The organism is Paenibacillus sp. Root444D2, from assembly GCF_001426375.1.
GTDB lineage: Bacteria > Bacillota > Bacilli > Paenibacillales > NBRC-103111 > Paenibacillus_E.
In genome coordinates, this window is record NZ_LMEO01000045.1 from 1,297,124 (window position 1) to 1,317,909 (window position 20,786).

General features: G+C 44.6%; 22 protein-coding genes, 1 tRNA gene and 2 riboswitches. Of the genes, 9 read left to right on the forward strand and 14 right to left on the reverse strand.

The annotated features are described in order from the left end of the window. Window positions 1-4: 4 nt before the first annotated feature. From clpP to ASD40_RS26980, 3 genes are all read right to left on the reverse strand, one after another. A complete protein-coding gene (gene clpP, locus ASD40_RS26970; RefSeq protein WP_057306184.1) occupies window positions 5-595 on the reverse strand; it encodes an ATP-dependent Clp endopeptidase proteolytic subunit ClpP in 591 nt (196 codons plus the stop codon). Between the two features lie 199 nt (window positions 596-794). Then, complete coding sequence (tig, locus tag ASD40_RS26975) at window positions 795-2,096, reverse strand: trigger factor (protein WP_057306185.1); 1,302 nt, start codon at window positions 2,094-2,096, stop codon at window positions 795-797. Window positions 2,097-2,206: 110 nt separating this feature from the next. Then, a complete protein-coding gene (locus tag ASD40_RS26980) occupies window positions 2,207-3,124 on the reverse strand; it encodes a hypothetical protein (protein ID WP_057306186.1) in 918 nt (305 codons plus the stop codon). Window positions 3,125-3,278: 154 nt separating this feature from the next. Here ASD40_RS26980 and ASD40_RS26985 point away from each other — a divergent pair. From ASD40_RS26985 to ASD40_RS27005, 5 genes are all read left to right on the forward strand, one after another. After that, window positions 3,279-3,352: transfer RNA gene (locus tag ASD40_RS26985), tRNA-Arg, on the forward strand. A gap of 123 nt (window positions 3,353-3,475) precedes the next feature. Then, window positions 3,476-3,669: riboswitch (cobalamin riboswitch) on the forward strand. A 146-nt stretch (window positions 3,670-3,815) separates the two neighbouring features. Beyond that, window positions 3,816-4,595, forward strand: coding sequence for an energy-coupling factor ABC transporter permease (locus ASD40_RS26990; protein ID WP_057306187.1), 780 nt, complete (start codon window positions 3,816-3,818; stop codon window positions 4,593-4,595). Continuing rightward, the gene (locus tag ASD40_RS26995; protein WP_057306188.1) at window positions 4,592-4,876 is read left to right on the forward strand and encodes an energy-coupling factor ABC transporter substrate-binding protein; all 285 of its coding nucleotides are present in this window, start codon (window positions 4,592-4,594) and stop codon (window positions 4,874-4,876) included. Before ASD40_RS26990 ends, ASD40_RS26995 begins: the two co-directional genes overlap by 4 nt. After that, window positions 4,873-5,682 carry a cobalt ECF transporter T component CbiQ gene (gene cbiQ, locus ASD40_RS27000; protein ID WP_057306189.1) on the forward strand — a complete coding sequence of 270 codons (810 nt, stop codon included), beginning with the start codon at window positions 4,873-4,875 and terminating at the stop codon, window positions 5,680-5,682. Before ASD40_RS26995 ends, cbiQ begins: the two co-directional genes overlap by 4 nt. After that, window positions 5,679-6,515, forward strand: coding sequence for an energy-coupling factor ABC transporter ATP-binding protein (locus tag ASD40_RS27005; protein ID WP_057306190.1), 837 nt, complete (start codon window positions 5,679-5,681; stop codon window positions 6,513-6,515). The genes cbiQ and ASD40_RS27005 overlap by 4 nt, the downstream gene beginning before the upstream one ends. Window positions 6,516-7,022: 507 nt before the next feature. Here ASD40_RS27005 and ASD40_RS27010 read toward each other — a convergent pair. The 4 genes from ASD40_RS27010 to ASD40_RS27015 all read right to left on the reverse strand — a co-directional run bounded on the left by ASD40_RS27010 (window position 7,023) and on the right by ASD40_RS27015 (window position 8,578). Beyond that, window positions 7,023-7,391, reverse strand: a complete 369-nt coding sequence (locus ASD40_RS27010) for a (2Fe-2S) ferredoxin domain-containing protein (protein WP_057306191.1) — start codon at window positions 7,389-7,391, stop codon at window positions 7,023-7,025. A gap of 32 nt (window positions 7,392-7,423) precedes the next feature. After that, window positions 7,424-7,626: riboswitch (cobalamin riboswitch) on the reverse strand. A gap of 129 nt (window positions 7,627-7,755) precedes the next feature. Next, window positions 7,756-7,893, reverse strand: a complete 138-nt coding sequence (locus ASD40_RS37495) for a hypothetical protein (protein ID WP_156390195.1) — start codon at window positions 7,891-7,893, stop codon at window positions 7,756-7,758. 168 nt (window positions 7,894-8,061) lie between these two features. Beyond that, window positions 8,062-8,175, reverse strand: coding sequence for a DUF4023 family protein (locus ASD40_RS36695; RefSeq protein ID WP_082562468.1), 114 nt, complete (start codon window positions 8,173-8,175; stop codon window positions 8,062-8,064). Window positions 8,176-8,221: 46 nt separating this feature from the next. Then, window positions 8,222-8,578: a hypothetical protein gene (locus ASD40_RS27015; RefSeq protein ID WP_056836396.1), complete on the reverse strand. Its 357-nt coding sequence runs from the start codon at window positions 8,576-8,578 to the stop codon at window positions 8,222-8,224. 178 nt (window positions 8,579-8,756) lie between these two features. Here ASD40_RS27015 and asnB point away from each other — a divergent pair, with 178 nt between their 5' ends. Further along, on the forward strand, window positions 8,757-10,601 hold the full coding sequence (gene asnB / locus ASD40_RS27020; protein ID WP_057306192.1) for an asparagine synthase (glutamine-hydrolyzing): 1,845 nt from the start codon (window positions 8,757-8,759) through the stop codon (window positions 10,599-10,601). Between the two features lie 52 nt (window positions 10,602-10,653). Here the strand turns inward: asnB and ASD40_RS27025 are convergent, their stop codons facing one another. From ASD40_RS27025 to ASD40_RS27035, 3 genes are all read right to left on the reverse strand, one after another. Then, a complete protein-coding gene (locus ASD40_RS27025) occupies window positions 10,654-11,301 on the reverse strand; it encodes an XTP/dITP diphosphatase (protein WP_057306193.1) in 648 nt (215 codons plus the stop codon). After that, window positions 11,285-12,043: a ribonuclease PH gene (gene rph / locus ASD40_RS27030; protein ID WP_057306194.1), complete on the reverse strand. Its 759-nt coding sequence runs from the start codon at window positions 12,041-12,043 to the stop codon at window positions 11,285-11,287. Before rph ends, ASD40_RS27025 begins: the two co-directional genes overlap by 17 nt. 196 nt (window positions 12,044-12,239) lie before the next feature. Beyond that, window positions 12,240-13,253, reverse strand: a complete 1,014-nt coding sequence (locus ASD40_RS27035; RefSeq protein WP_057306195.1) for a GerMN domain-containing protein — start codon at window positions 13,251-13,253, stop codon at window positions 12,240-12,242. Between the two features lie 289 nt (window positions 13,254-13,542). Here ASD40_RS27035 and ASD40_RS36700 point away from each other — a divergent pair, with 289 nt between their 5' ends. Then, window positions 13,543-14,505, forward strand: a complete 963-nt coding sequence (locus tag ASD40_RS36700) for a phosphatidylglycerophosphatase A family protein (protein ID WP_057306196.1) — start codon at window positions 13,543-13,545, stop codon at window positions 14,503-14,505. Window positions 14,506-14,698: 193 nt separating this feature from the next. Here ASD40_RS36700 and ASD40_RS27045 read toward each other — a convergent pair whose 3' ends face one another. Genes ASD40_RS27045 through ASD40_RS27055 form a run of 3 tightly spaced genes read right to left on the reverse strand, consistent with a single transcriptional unit; the run spans window position 14,699 to window position 17,142 of the window. After that, the gene (locus tag ASD40_RS27045) at window positions 14,699-15,676 is read right to left on the reverse strand and encodes an MBL fold metallo-hydrolase (RefSeq protein WP_057306339.1); all 978 of its coding nucleotides are present in this window, start codon (window positions 15,674-15,676) and stop codon (window positions 14,699-14,701) included. A 10-nt stretch (window positions 15,677-15,686) separates the two neighbouring features. Then, a complete protein-coding gene (locus tag ASD40_RS27050) occupies window positions 15,687-16,418 on the reverse strand; it encodes a class I SAM-dependent methyltransferase (RefSeq protein WP_057306197.1) in 732 nt (243 codons plus the stop codon). 19 nt (window positions 16,419-16,437) lie between these two features. After that, entirely contained in the window at window positions 16,438-17,142 is a 705-nt protein-coding gene (locus tag ASD40_RS27055) for a DUF6483 family protein (RefSeq protein WP_156390196.1), read from the reverse strand. A 192-nt stretch (window positions 17,143-17,334) separates the two neighbouring features. On the opposite strand from ASD40_RS27055, the gene ASD40_RS27060 reads away from it, so the two are divergent. Both ASD40_RS27060 and ASD40_RS27065 read left to right on the forward strand, forming a co-directional pair. Continuing rightward, window positions 17,335-17,556: a helix-turn-helix domain-containing protein gene (locus tag ASD40_RS27060; RefSeq protein ID WP_028556998.1), complete on the forward strand. Its 222-nt coding sequence runs from the start codon at window positions 17,335-17,337 to the stop codon at window positions 17,554-17,556. Between the two features lie 193 nt (window positions 17,557-17,749). Next, window positions 17,750-17,935 (forward strand): hypothetical protein, encoded by a 186-nt coding sequence (locus ASD40_RS27065; protein ID WP_057306199.1) that lies wholly within the window; start codon window positions 17,750-17,752, stop codon window positions 17,933-17,935. 809 nt (window positions 17,936-18,744) lie between these two features. Here ASD40_RS27065 and ASD40_RS36200 read toward each other — a convergent pair. Next, on the reverse strand, window positions 18,745-20,766 hold the full coding sequence (locus ASD40_RS36200; protein ID WP_063870840.1) for an S-layer homology domain-containing protein: 2,022 nt from the start codon (window positions 20,764-20,766) through the stop codon (window positions 18,745-18,747). Between the last annotated feature and the right edge of the window lie 20 nt (window positions 20,767-20,786).

The following is a 20,786-nucleotide window of genomic DNA, read 5'->3' on the forward strand; positions in this document are numbered from 1 at the left end:
TCCTTTATTTCAAGTCGTTTCGAGTGATAACCTCGTCGATTAACCCGTATGCCTTCGCTTCATCAGCGCTCATAAAGTTATCCCGGTCGGTGTCTCTTTCGATCTTTTCAAGCGGCTGTCCCGTACGGTCCACATAGATCTGGTTGAGTTTTTGTTTCGTTTTGATAATCCAATCCGCGTGGATTTTGATATCGGTTGCTTGACCTCTTACACCGCCGAGCGGTTGGTGTATCATTACTTCTGCATTCGGCAGCGCGTATCGCTTACCTTTGGCACCTGCTGTTAATAACAGAGAGCCCATACTTGCAGCCATACCTACACAAATCGTAGATACATCTGGTTTAATAAACTGCATGGTATCGAAGATACCCATTCCAGCTGTTACAGATCCACCTGGTGAATTGATATATAAGTGGATATCCTTATCGGGATCCTGTGCTGATAAAAAGAGCAGCTGGGCAATGACCAAATTAGCCACATCGTCATCAATAGCGCTCCCAATGAAGATAATGCGGTCCTTTAATAAACGCGAGTAGATATCGTAAGAACGTTCCCCACGAGCCTCTTGTTCAACAACCATAGGAATAAGACTCATTGTACCAACTCCTTTTGCGGCAATAGCCAAGTTCTCTCAATTGAGATTCAGATACAGTTTAACACGTTTGAACAGCAAAGTCATTTTTTCAGAGAACTGCTATGTATGAGGGTATTTCTTATAGTCTTGGGCAGTTTGGAGGCTAAAATAGGGTAAAAGAAAGGCACGTTGCTTACGTACGTGCCTTTACTAACCTTATTTATACTGCTGCGGAAACATGCTTGCTATTTTCAAGCAAGAAGTCAACCGTTTTTCTCATCACAAGATCGTTGCTCAGACCTTCTAAGCTGCCGTTAGAAGCAAACAGTTCACGAAGTTCTGCCGTTGTTTTTTGGTAGGATTGTGCATATTTCTCAAGTTCCGTGTCAACTTCTTCATCGGAAACTGTGATTTTTTCTGCAGCTGCGATGGCTTCAAGAACAAGGTTGTTACGAACACGCTTGTCAGCATCTTCTCTCATTTGTTCTTTCAGCACGCTCTCGTTTTGACCGGAGAACTGGAAGTAGATCTCAAGCGTCATGCCTTGGGAGCGAAGACGTCTTTCGAATTCCTTCACCATAACGTCTAGCTCTGCTTCTACCATAGAAGCTGGAATTTCAACTTCAGCATTAGCTGCAGCTTTTTCAACAACAGCTGTTTCCAGAGCAGCCTCTGAATCTTTTTCTTTGCGCTCTTGAAGACGTTTTTTCAGTTCTTCTTTGTACTCTACAAGTGTATCGTACTCGCTCACATCTTTAGCAAACTCATCATCAAGCTCTGGCAAGTTTTTGCGTTTAATGTCGTGAATTTTCACTTTAAACACAGCTGCTTTGCCTTTCAAATCTTCGGAATGGTAGTTTTCAGGGAAGCTAACGTTAACTTCTTTCTCTTCGCCTTTACCAAGACCTACGAGTTGCTCTTCGAAACCTGGAATGAAAGAGTTGGAACCAAGCTCAAGGGAGTATTTCTCCGCTTTACCGCCTTCGAACGCTTCTCCATCAACAAATCCTTCGAAATCGAGGACAACGACGTCACCATTTGCTGCTTGTCCTTCTTCAAGAACAACCAATTCAGCATGACGTTGTTGCAAACGTGTAAGCTCTTCAGTCAATTCTTCATCCGTAACTTCTGCGCTTACCGCTTCAACTTCGATACCTTTGTATTCGCCAAGAGTTACTTCAGGCTTAACAGTTACTTTAGCTTTGAACTTCAGTACTTGTCCTTTGCCGAATTGCTCAACGTCTACTTCAGGACGATCAACAGGCTCGATTTTAACTTCTTCAATCGCTTCCACATAAACTTCTGGCAAAATGATATCTAAAGCATCTTGATACAAGCTTTCTACACCAAATTTAGCTTCAAAGATAGAACGAGGTACTTTCCCTTTACGGAATCCTGGAACATTCACTTTCGCGGATACCTTTTTAAATGCTTTATCCAAAGCATCTGCTACGCGCTCTGCGCCAACTTCCACTTCAAGAACGCCTACGTTCTTCTCTATTTTTTCCCAACTTGCTTTCATTTTATGCTTTCCCCTCCAAAAATGTACGATGACATATTTTCACGTTACGCTCTTTACAACCATTCTATTATACCATATAAGATTTTCATTTCAAGGCAGCCTTTCTTGCCTTATGATGGGTCCGGATTAAACTGCTTCACAAACGCTTGCAGCACAAGGTTAGCTCGTTTCCACTGAAGCTTCATGGAATCAACAATCCCGTAATTATCTAGTAATTCTTCACGATTCACCGAGCCAAACAATTTCTCTTGAAGAATCGCATGAAGTGCAGATGCCCACACATCAACAGCACCTTCTTCCGCTTTCTGCAGATCGGTATAGATCGATGTCCCATACGCATAGGCTAGAAATTCCTGCCAGGTCTGCTTGGCAAAATAGACAAAATCAGGTTGGCTTATTTCACTAATGTCCCCGACTCTGCGAATCATATCACGAATGCGTGATGGAAAATCCTCCGGGCACAGCGGTGTCTCTTCGATCTCGACAAGGATCTTTTCCCCATTCTTAGGAAACTCAATAAATCCTCGCTCACCCATCTGTTTAAGCGCCTGCAAAGCTTTAAACTGAATGTGAGGGTGCCGCGGCTTCTCACATAGCCACTCCTTTACACGGTCGCTCACGTCAGATTGATCAATGAACGCTAATTGTTCAAGGGCATTGACTTGCTGCTCCAACGTACCTTCTCTTAGCATATTCAGAAGTTTAAGCGCAAAGGCGCCATCATCGGCTGTCTTATCTTGTATGTACTGCCGTAATAGATCCGTTTCTTCTTCTGGATCATCTTCCAATGGAGACGTCATAGGGAACATGGTTTCTGGATACATGGTATACAGCCAATTCCTCAAAGCTTCCCATTGTTCAGTTTTGTGTTGGTCTACTGTCGGAAATTGCAGTAGAAAGGTAAGCAATTGGAGCGCATCACTATACTGCTCTGTTTTTAGGAACCGAGTAAGCTCCTCTTCGTAATATTGCTCTGTTTTCGGAAAAAGAATTAAGTTATTGATGGATGGGTCCGTTATGATGATCACCTCAGAAATCTTCTCGCTGGTGACAGTTTACTTGATTGTCCAAGTGATTGCAAAATAAATATATAAAATAGGGTTGACTTCACTTTAAACTATATGATAATATAACTCTTGCTTCGCTAAACGGATCAAATCCGCAAGGTAAGAAGAGGTTTATGTCTCAGTAGCTCAGCTGGATAGAGCACACGCCTTCTAAGCGTGCGGTCGGGGGTTCGAATCCCTCCTGGGACGTTCATGCACGGCAAAGGATCGCGAGAAATCGCGATCTTTTTTTGTTTATCTACATTTGCTAAAAAATAAAATTTCACTATGCTACGAATCTTTCATATTGTGTTATACTCTTTTCAATTACATATTTTTTCGAATAAATGAGGTGCCTTTGCGTAGCAAGCAAGGGGTAACAGGGAATCGGGTGCAAATCCCGAGCGGTCCCGCCACTGTATTCGGGGAGTTTCTTTCTATCATGTCACTTGATGAAAATTCAGGGAAGGCTGAAAGAATACGATGATCCGAGAGCCAGGAGACCTACCTTCATTTATGCACCCAGAAACCTTCGCGGAAAGGAGCGGTGTACGTCAAGTCTTTCGACATCTAGCTTATATTTGTCGTTTATTCGTACGTACCCACGGCCAATCCATCAGGATTGGTCTTTTTTGTTCGTTACACAAACTTTAATTAGGAGGAATTAAAAAACATGCAAACTAAGGCACAAAAGAACAAGGTCACTAGCTTCTTACTAGTGGTTATAGGGTTAGCCCTCTATCTATTCATTAATGAACCGCAAACCGTTTACGGCATGCACATTATGGAAGGATTTCTCCCTGTAGGTTGGGCTATATTTTGGTGGGCAGCCTTCCTTCCGTTCTTCTTTCTAGGTGTCCGAGCACTTATCAAAATTACGAAAGAACATCCAGAGCTCAAAATTATGCTTGGCCTTGCTGGCGCATTCACCTTCGTACTGTCGGCATTGAAGATCCCTTCTGTAACCGGAAGCAGTTCTCACCCAACAGGTACAGGCTTAGGAGCCGTAATGTTCGGACCGCTCCCTATGAGCGTCCTAGGATCGATTGTTTTGTTATTTCAAGCGGTTTTACTTGCTCATGGAGGACTTACGACACTCGGGGCAAATGCTTTCTCCATGGCCCTCTCCGGTCCAGTAGTTGGTTACTTCATATATAAGTCCATGATGAAAACAACCGGCAAACAAAAATGGTCGATATTTTTGGCGGCTGCTCTTGCCGACTTATCCACATACATTGTTACTTCTGTCCAATTAGCTCTTGCATTCCCAGCTGAACAAGGTGGATTTATAGCATCCTTTTTGAAATTCGGCGGTATTTTTGCCATTACACAAATTCCTCTTGCTATTAGTGAAGGTATTTTAACCGTATTAATATGGAATTGGTTACAATCTTACAGCCCAAAAGAGCTATCCATTCTACAACATAAAATGAAAGGAGCTTCTGAGCTATGAAAACTCGTACTGTGAATACCTTGATGTTAATTGCCGTTGTATTATTGGCAGTCTTACCCCTTATTTTCGCAACAGGCGAATTTGGTGGATCTGATGATGCCGCTGAACAATTAATCCAAAGTATTGAGCCCTCCTATACGCCATGGTTCTCTTCATTATTTGAGCTCCCAGCTGAGACGGAAAGTATGCTGTTCGCCTTACAAGCTGCCATCGGGGCTGGCTTCATCGGGTATGCCTTTGGCTATTTCAAAGGGAAAGTATCTAAGTCCAAAAACCAATGATGAAATTAATCGACTCGCTCTCCTATAAAAATGCCTTACGCCCTCTATCACCGATGTGGAAGTGCGGTTTTGCAGTTACCATGCTGATGTTTTCTTATCTAACGCATCCAGCGGTCCAGGTAATTATAGCGATTTGGATGGCCGTATGGACGGTAGTCTATGCTCGTATTCCAATCAAATATTATGTAACTATCATCGGTGCTGCATGCCTATTTTTTGTAGGTAGTGTACCCGCAATAGTGGTAGAGGTCCGTCCTTTGCAAGAAGCCTTGCCTGATATCCATGAGGTGGCGGCCTTTACATTCATGGACTGGAAGTTGTCCGTTACTTCAACAGCTCTTTTGCTAATTGGCAAATTATTCGTTCGTATTATAGCAAGTCTAAGTTGCGTGTCCTTTATTATGTTCAGCACTCCTTTTTCCGAAATGATGCAAGTCTTACAAAAAGTTCGTGTTCCCAAGCTAGTTCTGGAAATTATGCTTATTATGTATCGATTTCTGTTCATCCTATTTGAAATTGCCAATAACATGTATGTGGCTCAGCAATCTAGAGGCGGTCAGACTGGTTTCCATAATAGACTAAAGGATACAGCCATTATTATTGTTCAAATGTTTATTAAAACGATGCAGCGGTATAAATCATTGTCAAATGGCCTTGTCTCCCGAGGTTTTACGGATGACATTCACATGGCCCCCTACCGAGCTAACCCTGTACCTTTTCGATATAAATTGGAAAGTTATGTAGGACTCACGCTCTTACTGCTGCTCGAAATTTGGCTGCGTTGGAATTGGAGGAGTATCCGATGAGCACGATTCTAGAAACCTTAGAAGTTAGTTTTAGCTATCCCGCTTCTCAGAACATGGCTTTAAACAAATTAAAGCTCCGCATCCCCGAGGGAAAAAAAACAGCTATTTGCGGTCATAACGGTTCTGGCAAATCAACTTTATTTCTTCAAGCTATTGGCATTCATTCACCTTCATCAGGCCAAGTTGTATGGAAGAACGAAGCTTTAACTTATACCCGCAAAGAACTCAAGCAATTACGTCAAGACGTTGGACTTGTCTTTCAAGATCCGGAACAGCAGCTCATTCTGAATACTCCTTATGAGGATGTCACCTACGGTCTGCGGAATGCTGCCATTCCTGAGCCTGAGATTAACCGCCGAGCAGAAGCTATATTAAGAACGATGGGGCTCGAGCACTTAGCACACACACCCATTCACCACTTGAGCCTCGGCCAAAAGAAACGTGTAGCCTTAGCCGGTGTGCTTGTGCTTGAACCGAAGCTGCTGCTTCTAGATGAACCAACGGCCTATCTGGATCGCATATCGGAACAACAGCTTGTCGAGGAACTTGATCGTATACATAATCGCGGCATCACCTTAGTCATGGCTACCCATGATATGAACCTAGCCTACTCATGGGCTGATTGGATTCTCGTGATGGATCAAGGACAGTGCGTCATGGAAGGCACGCCAGATGACATATTCAAAGATAGCAAGGCTATTATTGGTCTTGGTCTTGATAGGCCCATGCTGCTAGATTTGTGGGAAGCATTGCCCGAAGCTAGTCGTCAGGGAGTCTCGGCACCTAAGAATGTGAGTGATTTTAAAACATTATTACAAAAGGTCTATTTATAATTATCATTAACGAAAATAAATAGAGTTAAGAAGAGGCTGTCCCAACTGTGATTAGAGGGATAGCCTCTTTTGTATACATGCATGCAGCTCGCCGAGTCGATAGAGTCTGAGAAGTCGAAAATCGACTTCTCAGTAGGTCATCCTGCGCGTCCGTGCTGAATAAGCGAGGAAAACGCGCTTATCCTGGAGCACCCGAACGAATAAGCGCGAAAAACGCGCTTTCTGTGAGAGCTCGCCGAGCCGACAGAGTCTGAGAAGTCGAAAATCAACTTCCCGGTAGGCTATCCTGCGCGTCAGCGCTGAATAAGCAAGGAAATGTGCTTATTCTGGAGCACCCGAATAGGTAAGGGGTAGGCTTTGCTTTCCCCTTACCTAAAACATATTAATTCTGACCAAAAAGGACCTCCACCTATTGGCGGAAGTCCTTATGGATACGAACTAAAAGGTAGATATCCCAAAAGGTTATAAACCTTTTGGGATAAGCCCCTTTAAACTTTCATTATCCGGTTATTTATTTTGAACGCGACTAATGCCCTTATTTCCTTTTCCGGTTGGCACAAAGCGTTCCTCAAAGCTATAAATCATATGTTCTTGGAGTGGTTTACCCTCTAGTAAATGCTCTCGAACAAGCCTTCTCCCAGTCTCTGGTGTCATTTCCTTGTACCAAATCCCTTGCGGATACACCGTAACAACACCTGCATCCTGACAGCGGCCATTACATCTAGTCCGAGTTGTATGTATAAGATGCTCGGCTCCGTGCTTCGAAATTTCATCTCGGATGGCTAGCGTTGTTTCATCTCCTGAATTTTTCAGGCAAGATCCCCCGTTACAGATAAGCACATGATGTTGGACTGTTGATAGATCCCACGTACTCATAAGAACACCTCCCTATCTCCCGTAGGTATATAACTGTGCTGCTGAAATAGGCAGGTCTCCTGGCTTCAGGATCTACATCAAACGTCAGCCTTCCCAATCGGTCGATCAGTGGCATAGAGACGTTGACTCCTCTGTTACAGTGGCGGGACCGCGTCGGCTTCTAACCGATCTTCCCTTTTAAGCTTACTCTGCGCTTGGAAAGCGGATGGTAAGCACCTATTTCGAATATGAAATTGTTCGAGCTTATTCAAATCTTTTAAACTCAATCATCATACCTCATAAGTCTATCTATGTACAAGGAAAAAGCCCCAACCAAATGGTAGGGACTTCATCGAAGCTGTATTTACGATTTCAAATCACTCGTTTAAACGGAAGGACGATTCGGTTGGTGATGACCAGGCTCTGTTGAGTCCAGATTGGACTGTATGCGAGAAGATTGCTTCGAATGATCGATTGTGCTCTGTATCCTCTGATCCATACTTTTACTTTTCTTTTTGCTCATGATGGGAATCCTCCTATGAGTTGAAATAATGATCACTTGATTAGTATGGTGTGATACAACCTCAAATATGCTGTATAAAATACCCATAAAGGACGAAGGCAAATGGATAATAAAAGCAAAAGCCTGTAAGGAAATCTCCCTACAGGCTCTTGATGGTGCCATTAGACTTTAGTGCTTCTTGTGCGGCAAATTACTGCCTGGCTGACCGTCACCTTGGGTCCTGAAATTCTTCGCGGCTTTCCTCTGCTTGTCGTGCAGCTTGCTAATGAAATGACTATCCATGAGCATTCGCCTCCTGAAGAAAGAATGGCACTACCTCTTTAGAATGTCACACAAGCTCTAAATTTAAACGCATGGCAAGATTAAGAATCGCGCCTCTTGCTTCTGCATCTGTTTTGACTTTTTCGTACAATTCCTCAAAATTAGTGCGGTTTTGAATAAATTCCGGCTCTGTTTTAATAGCTGTTTGTGTCCAATTAATCAAAACATTCTCTGCTTGGGTAAGTTCGTTGTAAGCACGATGCAACCCGACACGCTCAATAATTTCTTCCATTTCTGCTTGCCCTACTTCTTTACCTTCTTCTTTTAATTCCGCAATTCGTTTATCCGCTTGGTTACTGATTTGCAAAAAATGTTCTCTTGAAGCCAGATAATCAATTTGTGCTTTAGAGTGTTTCTTTTTCATTGTCATCACCTTTGTCCTTTAGTAAGTAAGAATTGGGTTTATTGTATCAGGCCTGTCAACAAAACACAAAATCCGTCCGGTTGACTGCGCCCATCCACTTCTGGACAGACATTATCTACCTTCTGTTTGCATACCTTTTATCATCATGCTCTCTTTATAAAGAAAGGAAGGAACGTCTATGTGCGGAATAACGGGTTGGATAGATTGGCGGAAAGACTTGACCGGGTACCCGTCCATTCTAGAAAATATGACGGAAACGCTCCATTTGCGTGGACCTGATGCTTCTGGTACATGGATTTCACAGCATTGTGCCCTCGGCCATCGACGTCTTAGTGTAATGGATCCGGAAAACGGCGCTCAGCCCATGGTACGGAAACAAGGAGACTACACGTATACGATCGTATATAATGGCGAACTCTATAACGCCCCTGAACTCAAAAAGGAGCTCGAACTTCGTGGACATCATTTCCGCACGACCTGTGATACAGAGGTGCTGCTCGTTGCCTTTATTGAGTGGGGGAGAGCTTGTGTAGATCGACTGAATGGCATTTTCGCTTTCGCGGCCTGGAATGATCAAGAACAATCCCTCTATTTGGTCAGAGATCGGCTTGGCGTAAAGCCGCTTTTTTATTCTCATCAAAATAGTGTGCTTCTATTCGGCTCTGAGCCGAAAGCCATACTCGCGCACCCCGACTTTCAAGCAGAGGTTGGTGCTGAAGGCTTGGCCGAAATTTTCGCAGTAGGTCCAGCTCGCACACCTGGTCATGGCATTTATCGCAACATGTCAGAGCTTAAACCAGGACAATGCGCAGTATTTGACCGCAATGGCTTATCCATCCGTACGTACTGGAAGCTCGAAAGCCACCAGCATTCGGACGATATTGCTGCTACGGCATTGCAAGTTCAACAACTGCTTAGAGACACATCCCAACGTCAACTTGTGTCTGATGTACCCATTTGTACCCTTCTATCTGGTGGACTGGATTCTAGTGCACTTACTGCACTTGCCTCTGCTCATTACAAAGAAAGCGGGCAAGGCGCTCTGCATACCTTTTCCGTTGATTACAAAGATAATGACAAGCATTTTAAAGCCAACATATTTCAGCCAAATTCAGATGCACCTTGGATTAAACGGATGACAGAGCACCTAGGAACCGAGCATCACTATATTGAATTCGACACACCCGAGCTTGTGGAATCTCTGAAAACAGCAGTATTTGCCCGTGATACACCAGGGATGGCTGATGTTGATGGGTCTCTTTATTTATTTTGCCGTGAGATCAAAAAAGAAGCGACGGTTGCCATTTCCGGCGAAGCAGCTGACGAAATATTCGGTGGATACCCTTGGTTCCACAACGAAGAAGCTTTGGCAGCAAATACGTTCCCTTGGTCTTTAAAACTTAACAATCGCGTCGACCTGCTGGCTCCAGATCTTGTGGATTGGATCAAACCAGTCGAGTATGTCAATAATCGATACCAGCAAGCGCTCAGCGAAGTGCCGCGGTTAGCTGGGGAAACGCAGCAGCAAAACCGTATGCGAGAAATGTCTTACTTAAATATTACCCGGTTCATGCCGACACTTCTAGATCGAAAAGACCGTATGAGTATGGCCGTCGGACTTGAAGTCCGCGTCCCTTTTTGCGATCACCGTCTTGTTGAGTATGTCTGGAATATTCCCTGGGAAATCAAAACATCGGGTGATCGGGAGAAAGGCATTTTGCGTAAAGCGCTCAAAGGTGTTCTTCCTGAGGATGTACTAACTCGCAAGAAAAGTCCGTATCCCAAAACACACAATCCTAACTACTTAGCAGCAGTAAGAAAATGGGTTCTGGAAATTCTGGATGACCCCAGCTCACCGTTACTCCCCTTCATTGATGTTAAGAAAATCCGCGCACTTGCCAGCTCAGAGACGAATGATTTCGATCTCCCATGGTTTGGTCAATTGATGACAGGTCCTCAACTATTCGCCTATTTGGCTCAAGTAGATACTTGGTTACGTTCCTATAAAATATCCATCCGATAAATGAAAAACCTGCTACCCACCTATAAAGTGGAAGCAGGTTTTCTTCATGAAATTACCCGTTCTGATCAGGGAGTCTATCCAAGAACATACGCAAAGCTTTGGCTCGATGGCTTATCTCATTCTTCTCTTCCACCGTTAATTCAGCCATTGTTCTCCCAAGAGCAGGGATATAAAACAACGGATCATAGCCGAAGCCGCTTTCGCCACGTTCTTCCCCAATGATGTAACCGCGGCAAGAGTCCTCCGCTTCAATCACTTCATTCGCTACAGGATCGATGAGTGTAAGCGCACAAACATAGGATGCTTCGCTAAGAAGCTTTGGGTGCTCTGCACCATCAGGCAATCCTTCTACCGAGTCTGCCTCGCGTAATGCTTGCAGCAACTTAGCATTATTGTCCGCATCCGTAGCATCCTCTCCAGCATACCTGGCAGAATAAACACCCGGTTCGCCATTCAAAGCCGCTACACATAAGCCTGAATCATCGGCAAGAACCGGCACATGGAGATGTGCCGAAATAATCTGCGCTTTTATCCGTGCATTTTCTACAAACGTCGTTCCGCTCTCCACGATTTCCGGAAGATCCGTATAGTCCGTTAAGCTGCGAACTTTATAGCCTTTTGCTCCAAAAAGCTTCGCAAACTCTTTGACTTTGCCCTCGTTACGTGTCGCAATAACGACGAAATTACTTTGTAGCAGCATGATGTACACCTCGAATGCGATCAGCGATCGGGCCTAATACTTTAGATTGCTCTTCAATCATCGTATGGATGCCTGTTTCAGCAAGAGCGAGCAATTCATCCAGTTCCTTACGGGAAAAAGGAGCATCCTCGCCTGTTCCTTGGATTTCTACGAATTGACCCTGCCCCGTCATCACGACGTTCATATCTACTTTAGCATGTGAATCTTCTTCATAATTCAGATCCAGCCGCGGTGTTTGGCCGATAACACCAACACTCACAGAAGCCAGAAAGTCGTTAATCGGGAATTTGGCTAATTTTTTGTCTGTCGCCAACTTGTCCATGGCAAATGCCATAGCAACAAAAGCACCGGTAATTGACGTTGTACGAGTACCGCCGTCCGCTTGAATAACATCGCAATCCAGAGTTATGGATCTTTCGCCTAATGCTTCCAAATTCACCACGGAACGAAGCGCACGGCCGATAAGACGCTGAATCTCCATCGTACGTCCACCCAGCTTACCTTTGGCAGCTTCACGCTGATTTCTAACCTGCGTAGCCCGAGGCAGCATCGAATATTCGGCTGTTACCCAACCTTTCCCTTGACCTTTCATAAAAGGAGGTACGCGTTCTTCAATCGTCGCTGTACAAATCACTTTGGTATCCCCGACCTCAATAAGCACCGAGCCTTCCGCGTGTTTTATATAATGAGGGGTTATTTTCATAGGTCGCAGTTCTTGATTCGTTCTTCCGCCAATTCTCATAAATGTTGTTCTCCTCCTGTTGCTTCCATCAGAAGCTTTGTTCCTACGCCCCATTGTAGCAAAGTAGCCAGCGAAAAGCACCCCAAGCCATAAACAATGATGTCGAACATGATTATAATGCTGAGAAAACCCCTATGCAAGCGCTTTGTCAAAGTCAGCGCTTTTGCATAGAGGTCGTTAGAACCGGGCAACCTTCTTAAAGCTTAGCCGGATTAATATGAGCAGTTTTAGTTACAGGTTTCACTGCGCCATCCACTTTAATTTGGACTTGTTTAAAGCTTGTGTTCTCCGTCAATGAAAGAATAACAGACTGCATTGCCTCTGCGGATGCTTTCTGATCGGCGCCAAGGAATTTGTTGGAGAAGTCAACCGTTATAACGCCATCTGCCGGCTTAATGCTCTTCACTTCCGTTGTAGCATTCAGAACAGCAGCCAGACCTTTCTTCTGGTCAGGCCCTTTGATCAATTGTTCAACGACCGCTTTCGCGACATCATCTGTCCTTTTGACGAGCCTTGTAACAGGTACATAATATTTGTAATTTTGATCATTTTGATTCAAGAAATAGAGTGTAACCGGTGTGGACTGACCAAATTCAGCGTCCTCAGCCTTCTCAATGTTGATCCCCATAGAGCGTGCAAGAGGTGTATCCAGCGGTGTCTTCCCTTTCGGCATCTCCTTGAGATCTTTCCCATCTACACGCAGCTGTACTTTCTCTACGGTTGGGAAGCTCGTCAGGTTCCAAGTGATGGCCTCCAAAATCTTTCTCTCATTCGGCCCATCGTAATTGAGGAACTCCTTAGAGAAATCAACAATGGCACGCTTGTCTGATGTAACATTCAAACTAACAACCTTCGTACCTTTAGGCAGCAGTGCTTGGAAACCCGATGGAAGCAAACTTGCTACCGGTCCTCCGTCCACCATATACTCGAGAGTCGTTTTGGCGACAGAAACCGTTTTTGGTAATCCAAGACTAAGTGGAGCAACGAATCCTTTAGCATCTTTCACATAAACCGTCATCTGTGATGAATTGTCCTCGATCATATCGATCGTAACGGCCGCTGATGTCGTCTTCGCGTCAGCTTCCGCACCCGTTGTCGGAGGTGCATCGATGTCACTTTTCTTTCCAGTGCCCAGAACCGAACATCCCGTGGTCAGCAAGGCAATTACCCCCGCGATAGCGGCTGAACGAATCCAATGTTGATGTTTCATTAGCTTATTTCCTCCTCCAAGTTTTCGCAGAAGCTTTCTGAAGCATCTGCCCTGTATTTTCTTTGCATGGCCTGTACATTGCTTTTTCGTATTATTATTTATACGGGGCTTTGTCCGATTTATAACTACTTTTTGTCCTCAATTGAAAAAAAGTCATGCACTAGGATTTAACCCCTGCGCCTGTATAACAAAGCAACAAGTAAAATTCTGGGGGTCACCTTCCTTCGGCATTTTTTAAAGATATGCTATACTCAAAAATAAAGAATTAACCTAATTCGGAGGCGCTTCAATGAGAACATTCCTTAAAGAAAAAGCAAACATTTTCAACGAATTCCGTGAAGAGGTTTTCAGTCACTATTCCCAAGCTGACATCGAAGAAGCTGTTGCTCGCTTACTCGTCGAAATCAAAGGAATTAAGAAAATTCCCTATGAAACGATCACAACAACCTTGCTAGGTGTATTAAGCAAAACAGAAACCTATAACGTTATGTCCACGCTCATGGAGCTCCAAAAGAAGGTCAAACATGATTCCGAGCTCCTAGCTAGTATGAAGGACCCCTCATATAATGTTCATCGCACCATTGCTATGTCTATCTGTGGCCTATATGGCAGCGGCGCGATTTCTCTTTTTGGATTTATGGATTGTAAATTCCGATTCTTTTTTCCGACCAAACGTCCTAAATCTTTCATTTCCAAAGGGATCTGCGCCATTGTTGCCTCAACGGCCAGTTCAATCATTTCTGAAAATGTGAAAGAGGACTATACCGAACGTAACCTGGCTTTGTTCGCATCGAGAGGAGTGGCTTTGGAGGATATGGTGGACATTCTGGATCAGCTTCAACGTCCTTACAATCCGGATATGGAGCGCAGCCTTTGTGAAGAGCATGTTCTTGGCGTATTACGAAAACAGCAAACTTTCCACGCCCTCCAATTGGCGATCAAAATTGATACAGCCGTCGAAGCCGAAGAATTTAATCCCCAGTACAATCATATTGTTGGAGAAGACGAAGGGCTTTTCGGGGTTGATGAAAGCATCGCAACAGCCGTCCCACTCATGTATGGAACCATTGCGCTCACGAATTTCGGATACCTCGACAAAGAGAAAATCGGGATTATTAAAGACCTCGATAGCGATCATTCCGAAGGTAAATGCAATACGTTTATCGATGATATGGTATGCGGCATCGTAGCTGCCGCCTGTGGACGATTGGCGCATAATAATATTCCTACTTATAGTAAGCCTTTGAAGTAGTTAAGTTGAAGATGTTGGTTATTGAAGAATTGCCATAGAGTGGTGAGTTGTAGGGTGAATTGAGTAAAGTGTTGTAGGTAATCGAGTGATTGCTTGAGGAATAGCCCTAAAATGTAGGGGAATGGACAATGCACTTCCCTTGAAAATAATAAAGCCTCCAAACCCACATAACGGGTCTTGGAGGCTTCTGTATTTATTTCGATATCGCTACATATTGAATAAGCTCAGCGGCGGGGTCTACCTGTTGGATGCGGCCTTCTGATTCCAGCAGAATGAGGTGAGCGATCGTCTCTGACAGCGCGAACCTCATCTGGTGTATGCTCAGCCGGTCGCCGAATGTCGCGCGGCACACCTCATAAGCGCTAAGCGGCGCGCTTAGCTGTCCCTCCATGAGCGCAAGCCGCTCATGATGATGGCGCACAAGCTCCTCTGCGCGTGCGCCAAAGCCGGACCATGGCTCCCGGTGCCCCGGGTAAGCCATCTTTACAGGCAGCCTGCCGATCTCCTGCAGGCTGCTGAGGTACGCGCCGAGCGGGTTTTCTTCCACCTGCGGGAGGAAGGAAACGTTCGGCGATATTTGCGGCAGGACATGGTCGCCGCAAAAGATCACCTCCGCCGCGGCGTCGTAGAAGATCAGATGACCCGCGGCATGGCCGGGGGTCTCGATGGCTTCGTACACGCGGTCCCCGAGGCGCACAGGCCCTTCAGGCAGCACCGTCACCTGTGGCTGCGGCGACACCAGCGAGACGAAGCTCGCCATGTGCTTCGTCATCTCGATCAGCCCGGCTTCCGGGAAGCCGTGCCGGGCAAAGAGCGTCAGGAGCAGCGCCGACATTGGCTGCTCCGGGCCCCACAGGAGCTGCACCTGCGCTAAGCCGGTCTCCGAGAGGAGAACCGGCGCGCCCGTGCGCTCCTGGAACCAACCCGCCATCCCGTAATGATCGGGATGGTGGTGGGTGAGCACGATTTGCTCCACGTGCTCGAAACCGATCCCGCGCTCCTGCAGCACCTGCTGCCAGAGCGCTTCCGCATCCGGGGTGTGGAGCCCCGGATCAATCACGGTATATCCGTTGCTACCTCGTACGAGGTAAGCATTCACCCATCGCAGAGGAAAAGGCAGCGGAACTTTCACTTGCGTGATCTCATCCGTATGTTCAGTCACGATGTTCATTTCCAAGTACTCATCCTTCCTTATGCCCTACAAAAATCAACCGGCTAGATGCTTCAGCATTATAAGCCTGTCCATCATATTCACCGTAAACATGATCAATATGTAAACCCGCTTTTAACAGCATAGCTTCAAACGCCGTTCGATCATACAACTTAACCTGCTCCAGATAATGCCGATCCGCAGTACCCTTTTGCGAAATCACGATCCGTTTACGCACACAGCCATCTTCAATGGTTCTTACTTCACGAATTAATAAATCTTTTTCCGATCGCTCCGATTGAAGAACGAGATTCGACTGAACATAAACCGGATTCAAGAAATCGATGATGAAACGGCCGCCCTCTTTTAGTAGCCGACGAATTTCATGAAGCACCTTCTCATTCTGTTCATCCTCATCAAAATAGCCAAACGAAGTAAACAAATTCACTACAGCATCGTACTGCCGATCGAGCGGTACTTCACGCATATCTCCGCGCAGCCATGTTACTTGCTTACCATCGTCTAACTTAACCGCCTCATTCAAAAGCACCTCGGATAAATCCACGCCTGTTACATCGTAACCAAAATCAGCCAGCGCCATAGAATGACGGCCCATGCCGCAGCATAAATCAAGCACTTCGGCCCCTTGCTTTAGCCCCAGCCAATCGATCATCTTCTTCACTTCATGATAAGCACCTTGCAAATCTCTGTGTTTATAAACAATTAAATAATCATTTCCAAAACTTTCCCGATACCAAGCCATTTCTTTACACCTTCAATTTCTACGATTTATAAATGTTAGGAAGTTCAAATGATTGCAATTTCTGCTTCACAATACGCAAACCATCAAACGCTTCTTCTTTGCTAAAATTGCCTGCTTGCAGGAGTTCTTCTTCCATATCCATTAATTTTTCGTAAAAGCTTACCCCTTGTTCGAGTATGACCGATCGATCCGGATGATCTTCCATATAATGAAATAAAACATCCTCTACTTTGGCATAATTGCCCTGTTTCTCATAATGCGCGAAAAGCAGCCTCTTGATCTCCTCCGGGATGATCCATCCTTGAAGACGTTCCAAGCTCTGGTTCAATCGGGACGTGATCTCATCGTTCACTTCATCCCTAGGTTCAACTTCCGGTGAGAGTGACAGGTGAAGCAGCAAATCAACGGATTTCAGATAAGCGTGATAAGCCTCATCAGTCTGTTCATGCCGCTGAAGCAGGTCGCCTTGTCCTACAAACATATCGCTAAGCACCAGGGCTTTGGCGGTATCCACGCTGCCATGATAGGACAATAAATCAAGGATATCCTTACTCGATAATGCCTGCAAAGAGCGAATATTCAGCCCCAATAGATGGCGACTTGCCTCATCCAGCTGCTGCTGGGCATCTTCAAATGGGATATGTTCCTTATTAAAAAGTATGCGATGCAGCACCACGGTCATTTGCTCAATCTGCCGCATAAAATAATCACGCTTGAACATCATTTGAGCCTCCTTTGTTCAAAAGAAATGCTTCATTTTAGCTTACCACGCCTCGGTAGGAAACTCAAAAGGGGATATCGCCTATTTTTATGCATATACCGCACCATTGACAACAGCCCTTCATAAACTAATTTTGACTGTATCCCTAAACCTTGTATTTCCCAATACCCGAGCAAGGAGGGGTGACACACATCCATGGGCAGCGACCACAAAAACAAATTTCTACTTACTAACCGCGAAAGAGAAGTATTCGAACTCTTAGTACAAGACAAAACCACGAAAGATATCGCGCAGCAGCTTTTCATAAGCGAAAAGACTGTGAGGAATCACATTTCTAACGTCATGCAAAAGCTGAACGTAAAGGGTCGTTCACAAGCGGTTGTAGAACTGATCAAGCTTGGGGAATTAAAGATCTGATTCCGTCAACAGACGGATCCATGTAAGCCTTTGAGCCTCCCTGTGGAGGATTCAAGGGCTTTTATGTTTGGCAGGATGATTAGAAATCATCCAAATATTGAAAGTTTTGTTAACCCGATGTTTCGACAACAAGTGACTTGGGGCATGTACTATGATACATATATAATTCAATATTAGGAGGTTATTATGTTAAATGGTTGAAGCAACCAATGATCAAAAAAACATTTTTTCACTTTCAACGCTTCTGAATATAGAACCCAAAATTCTGCTTAAACTCTGCCATTATATTGAATCTAGAGGATATTTCTTTACGAAATCAGAAGAGGGTACCCTTCAATTTAATGATAGAGATATTGCTGTTATCCTGGCCCATTACTGAAGGGCTTTTTTCTTTGTGCTTCCATTTAAAAAAATTATCGTAATCTAATTGGTCCTTCATGAGGGCTGATTAGATTAGCAATATATAGAATGATCATTCAATCTAACAGAGCTTGTAGTACGAGCTTAAGCACTCGTCGACAGAGTCTGAGAATTCAGAAAACAGCTTCTCAGCAGATCGTCACGCGTACGTTTTGAATAAGCGCCGAAAACGCGCTTATTCAGGAGCGACCGAACAAATAAGCGCGAAAACCGCGCTTACAACGAGAGCTCTGCGAGCCGAAGCTCGTTGACAGAGTCTGAGAAGCCGGAAATCGACTTCTCAGCAGATCGTCATGCGCGTCTGCGCTGAATGAGCGCCGAAAACGCGCTTAATCTGGAGCGCCCGAACAAATAAGCGCGAAAACGCGCTTATTCTGGAGCACACGAATAAAAAAGTAGCTGTCCAAAAAGCCGCCAAAGATGCCTGTGAGATAAACAGTGCACGCAGAGTTTGCCGACCTGTGACGCAATGATGAAAAGTATCGTTACAGCATTAAAGTGATGATTGTGCTCCCTTGTAACAATGTAAAACATCGTTCCATCAACCTTTTATGAACAGTTATTAGCACAATCTCCCTCCTAACGATGTAAAACATCGTTGCAGCAATCGCAATGCTGCCTCAACTCGAATCTAACGATGAAATACATCCTTGCAGCAAAAGTGACCGTGCAAAAAGTCACCGAAGACGACTGTGAGTTAAGCTTTACGGCAAAACAAAACCAAAAAAAGAAGCCCCCCATAAATCTGAGTGGGCTTCTTTTCGCATATTATTTGATTGTGATGGAGGTTACGAGCCTATTAACACCTTTAAGCTGTATAAGATTTCCTTCTTTGAATAAGGCTAGGTTGCCAGAAAGCGTGACACCAGAGGATACCTGATAGATCGTTGTTTGTTCCACACCATTAATGGTTTGAGTGATGGAAATCGTTGCAAGTTCACCTTGGGCATTGAGGGTAGTTCCTTTTAACTTTCCTAAAAGATCGAATGGTAAATTCGCATCAATCATTTTGGTGACTTCAATGTAAATGACTTTATTATCAGAGGTACGAATATCGACTTCATCGCCTACTTTTAAATCAACAGCTCTGACCTTCACGCCATTTCGATAGACAACGACGTTCGGATGAAGTGTGAATACAGTTGTAACTCCCGACTTCATGAGCTTCAATTCATTGTTGCTTACCACAGCGATTACTGTACCGTTGTTTGTAATGGGTTGAACCATTTTGGTTACTTCAATATAAATGACTTTATTTTCGGAAGTGCGAATATTGACTTCATCTCCAACTTTCAGATCTGATGCATTGGCTTTCAACCCATTGCGATAGACGATAACATCCGCGTGAAGTGTTAACTCAAAAGTAACACCTGACTTCTGAAGCTTAAGTACGTTATTGCTAACGACTGCGCTAACTGTCCCGCTATTCGTAATGGCTTGTGCCGTTTGAGTTACTTCAATGAAAATGACTTTGTTGTCGGATGTGCGAACATTCACTTCATCGCCAACCAGCAAGGAGGCAGCAGTGACTTTCACGCCATTCCGATAAATGACCACATCTGGATGCAGAGTGTATGAAGTTGTAACTCCTGCTTTCGTAAGCTTAAGCACATTGTTACTAACGGTCGCGCTAACTGTCCCGCTGCTTGAAATAGGTACAATCGATTTGGTGACTTCGATGTAGATGATCTTATTATCCGAAGTGCGAATGTTAACTTCATCACCAACTTTTAGGTCAGATGCACTCACTTTTATGCCGTTGCGATAAACGACAACATCCGGATGAAGCGGTAATGTAGAGGTAGCTCCTGCCTTCGTTAGCGTCAATGTATTATTCGTAACTGCCGCACTGACGGTACCGCTGTAGATAATCGATTGTACGGCATTGGTCACTTCGATGAAGACAATTTGACCATTAAATGTGCGTACTTTCACTACGTCCCCTACCTGTAAAGCAGATGCGTTTACTTTGGCCCCGTTCCGATAAATGAAAACGTCTGGATGCAAAGGATAGGTTGATGTTGTGCCTGAACTCGTAATACTAAGCGTATTGTTGGTCACAACACTACTTACAGTTCCATTTATCGTGTTATTCCCTTGGTCTGGCAATTGACCGCCCGTACGATCGAGTAAAGCTGCGAGCTGAGCCCGAGTTACCGGTTGATTAGGCCTAAACGTATTATCTTCGAAACCATCGATCAAACCTTTCTCGATGGCAACAGCTACATAACCCACAGCGCCTGCAGGAATTTGTTTCGCATCTTTAAATGGCAGCGTTGTGTTCATTTTCGCTTTCGCTTGAGCATCCAGCTTCAAAGCTTTAACTAAAAGTGTCGTCGCCCAAAGCCGGTCGCCTTCTTTTTGAGGCTGAACCATATCGTCATTTTCCGAGAACAAATCATTTTCTAATGCTACGGCTACATAACCGACAGCCCAAGAAGGAACTTTATCCGCATCTTTAAAATTCAAATGAGTGCTCATTTCTGCTGCTGATTCTGCTTGGCTGCGAAGTCCCATCAAACGAACGGCAGCCGTAATCGCTTCGATTCGGGAAACCGTATTATGAGGCTTAAAGGTACCATCTTCATACCCTTCAAACACACGTTTCGATGCTAAGCTCGCGATATAGCGTATCGCCCATTCTGCCGATTGCAAATCGTCAAAGGTGAGATGTATCTCAACCTTACTGTCATCTTTTTTATTTCCATTGTCTTTGGCTAATACTGCTGTGCCGCTTCCCATGATCATAACGAAAGCAAGTCCTGTCGCGATTACTTTTTTGAACGTCACGCTTTACACACTCTCCTTCT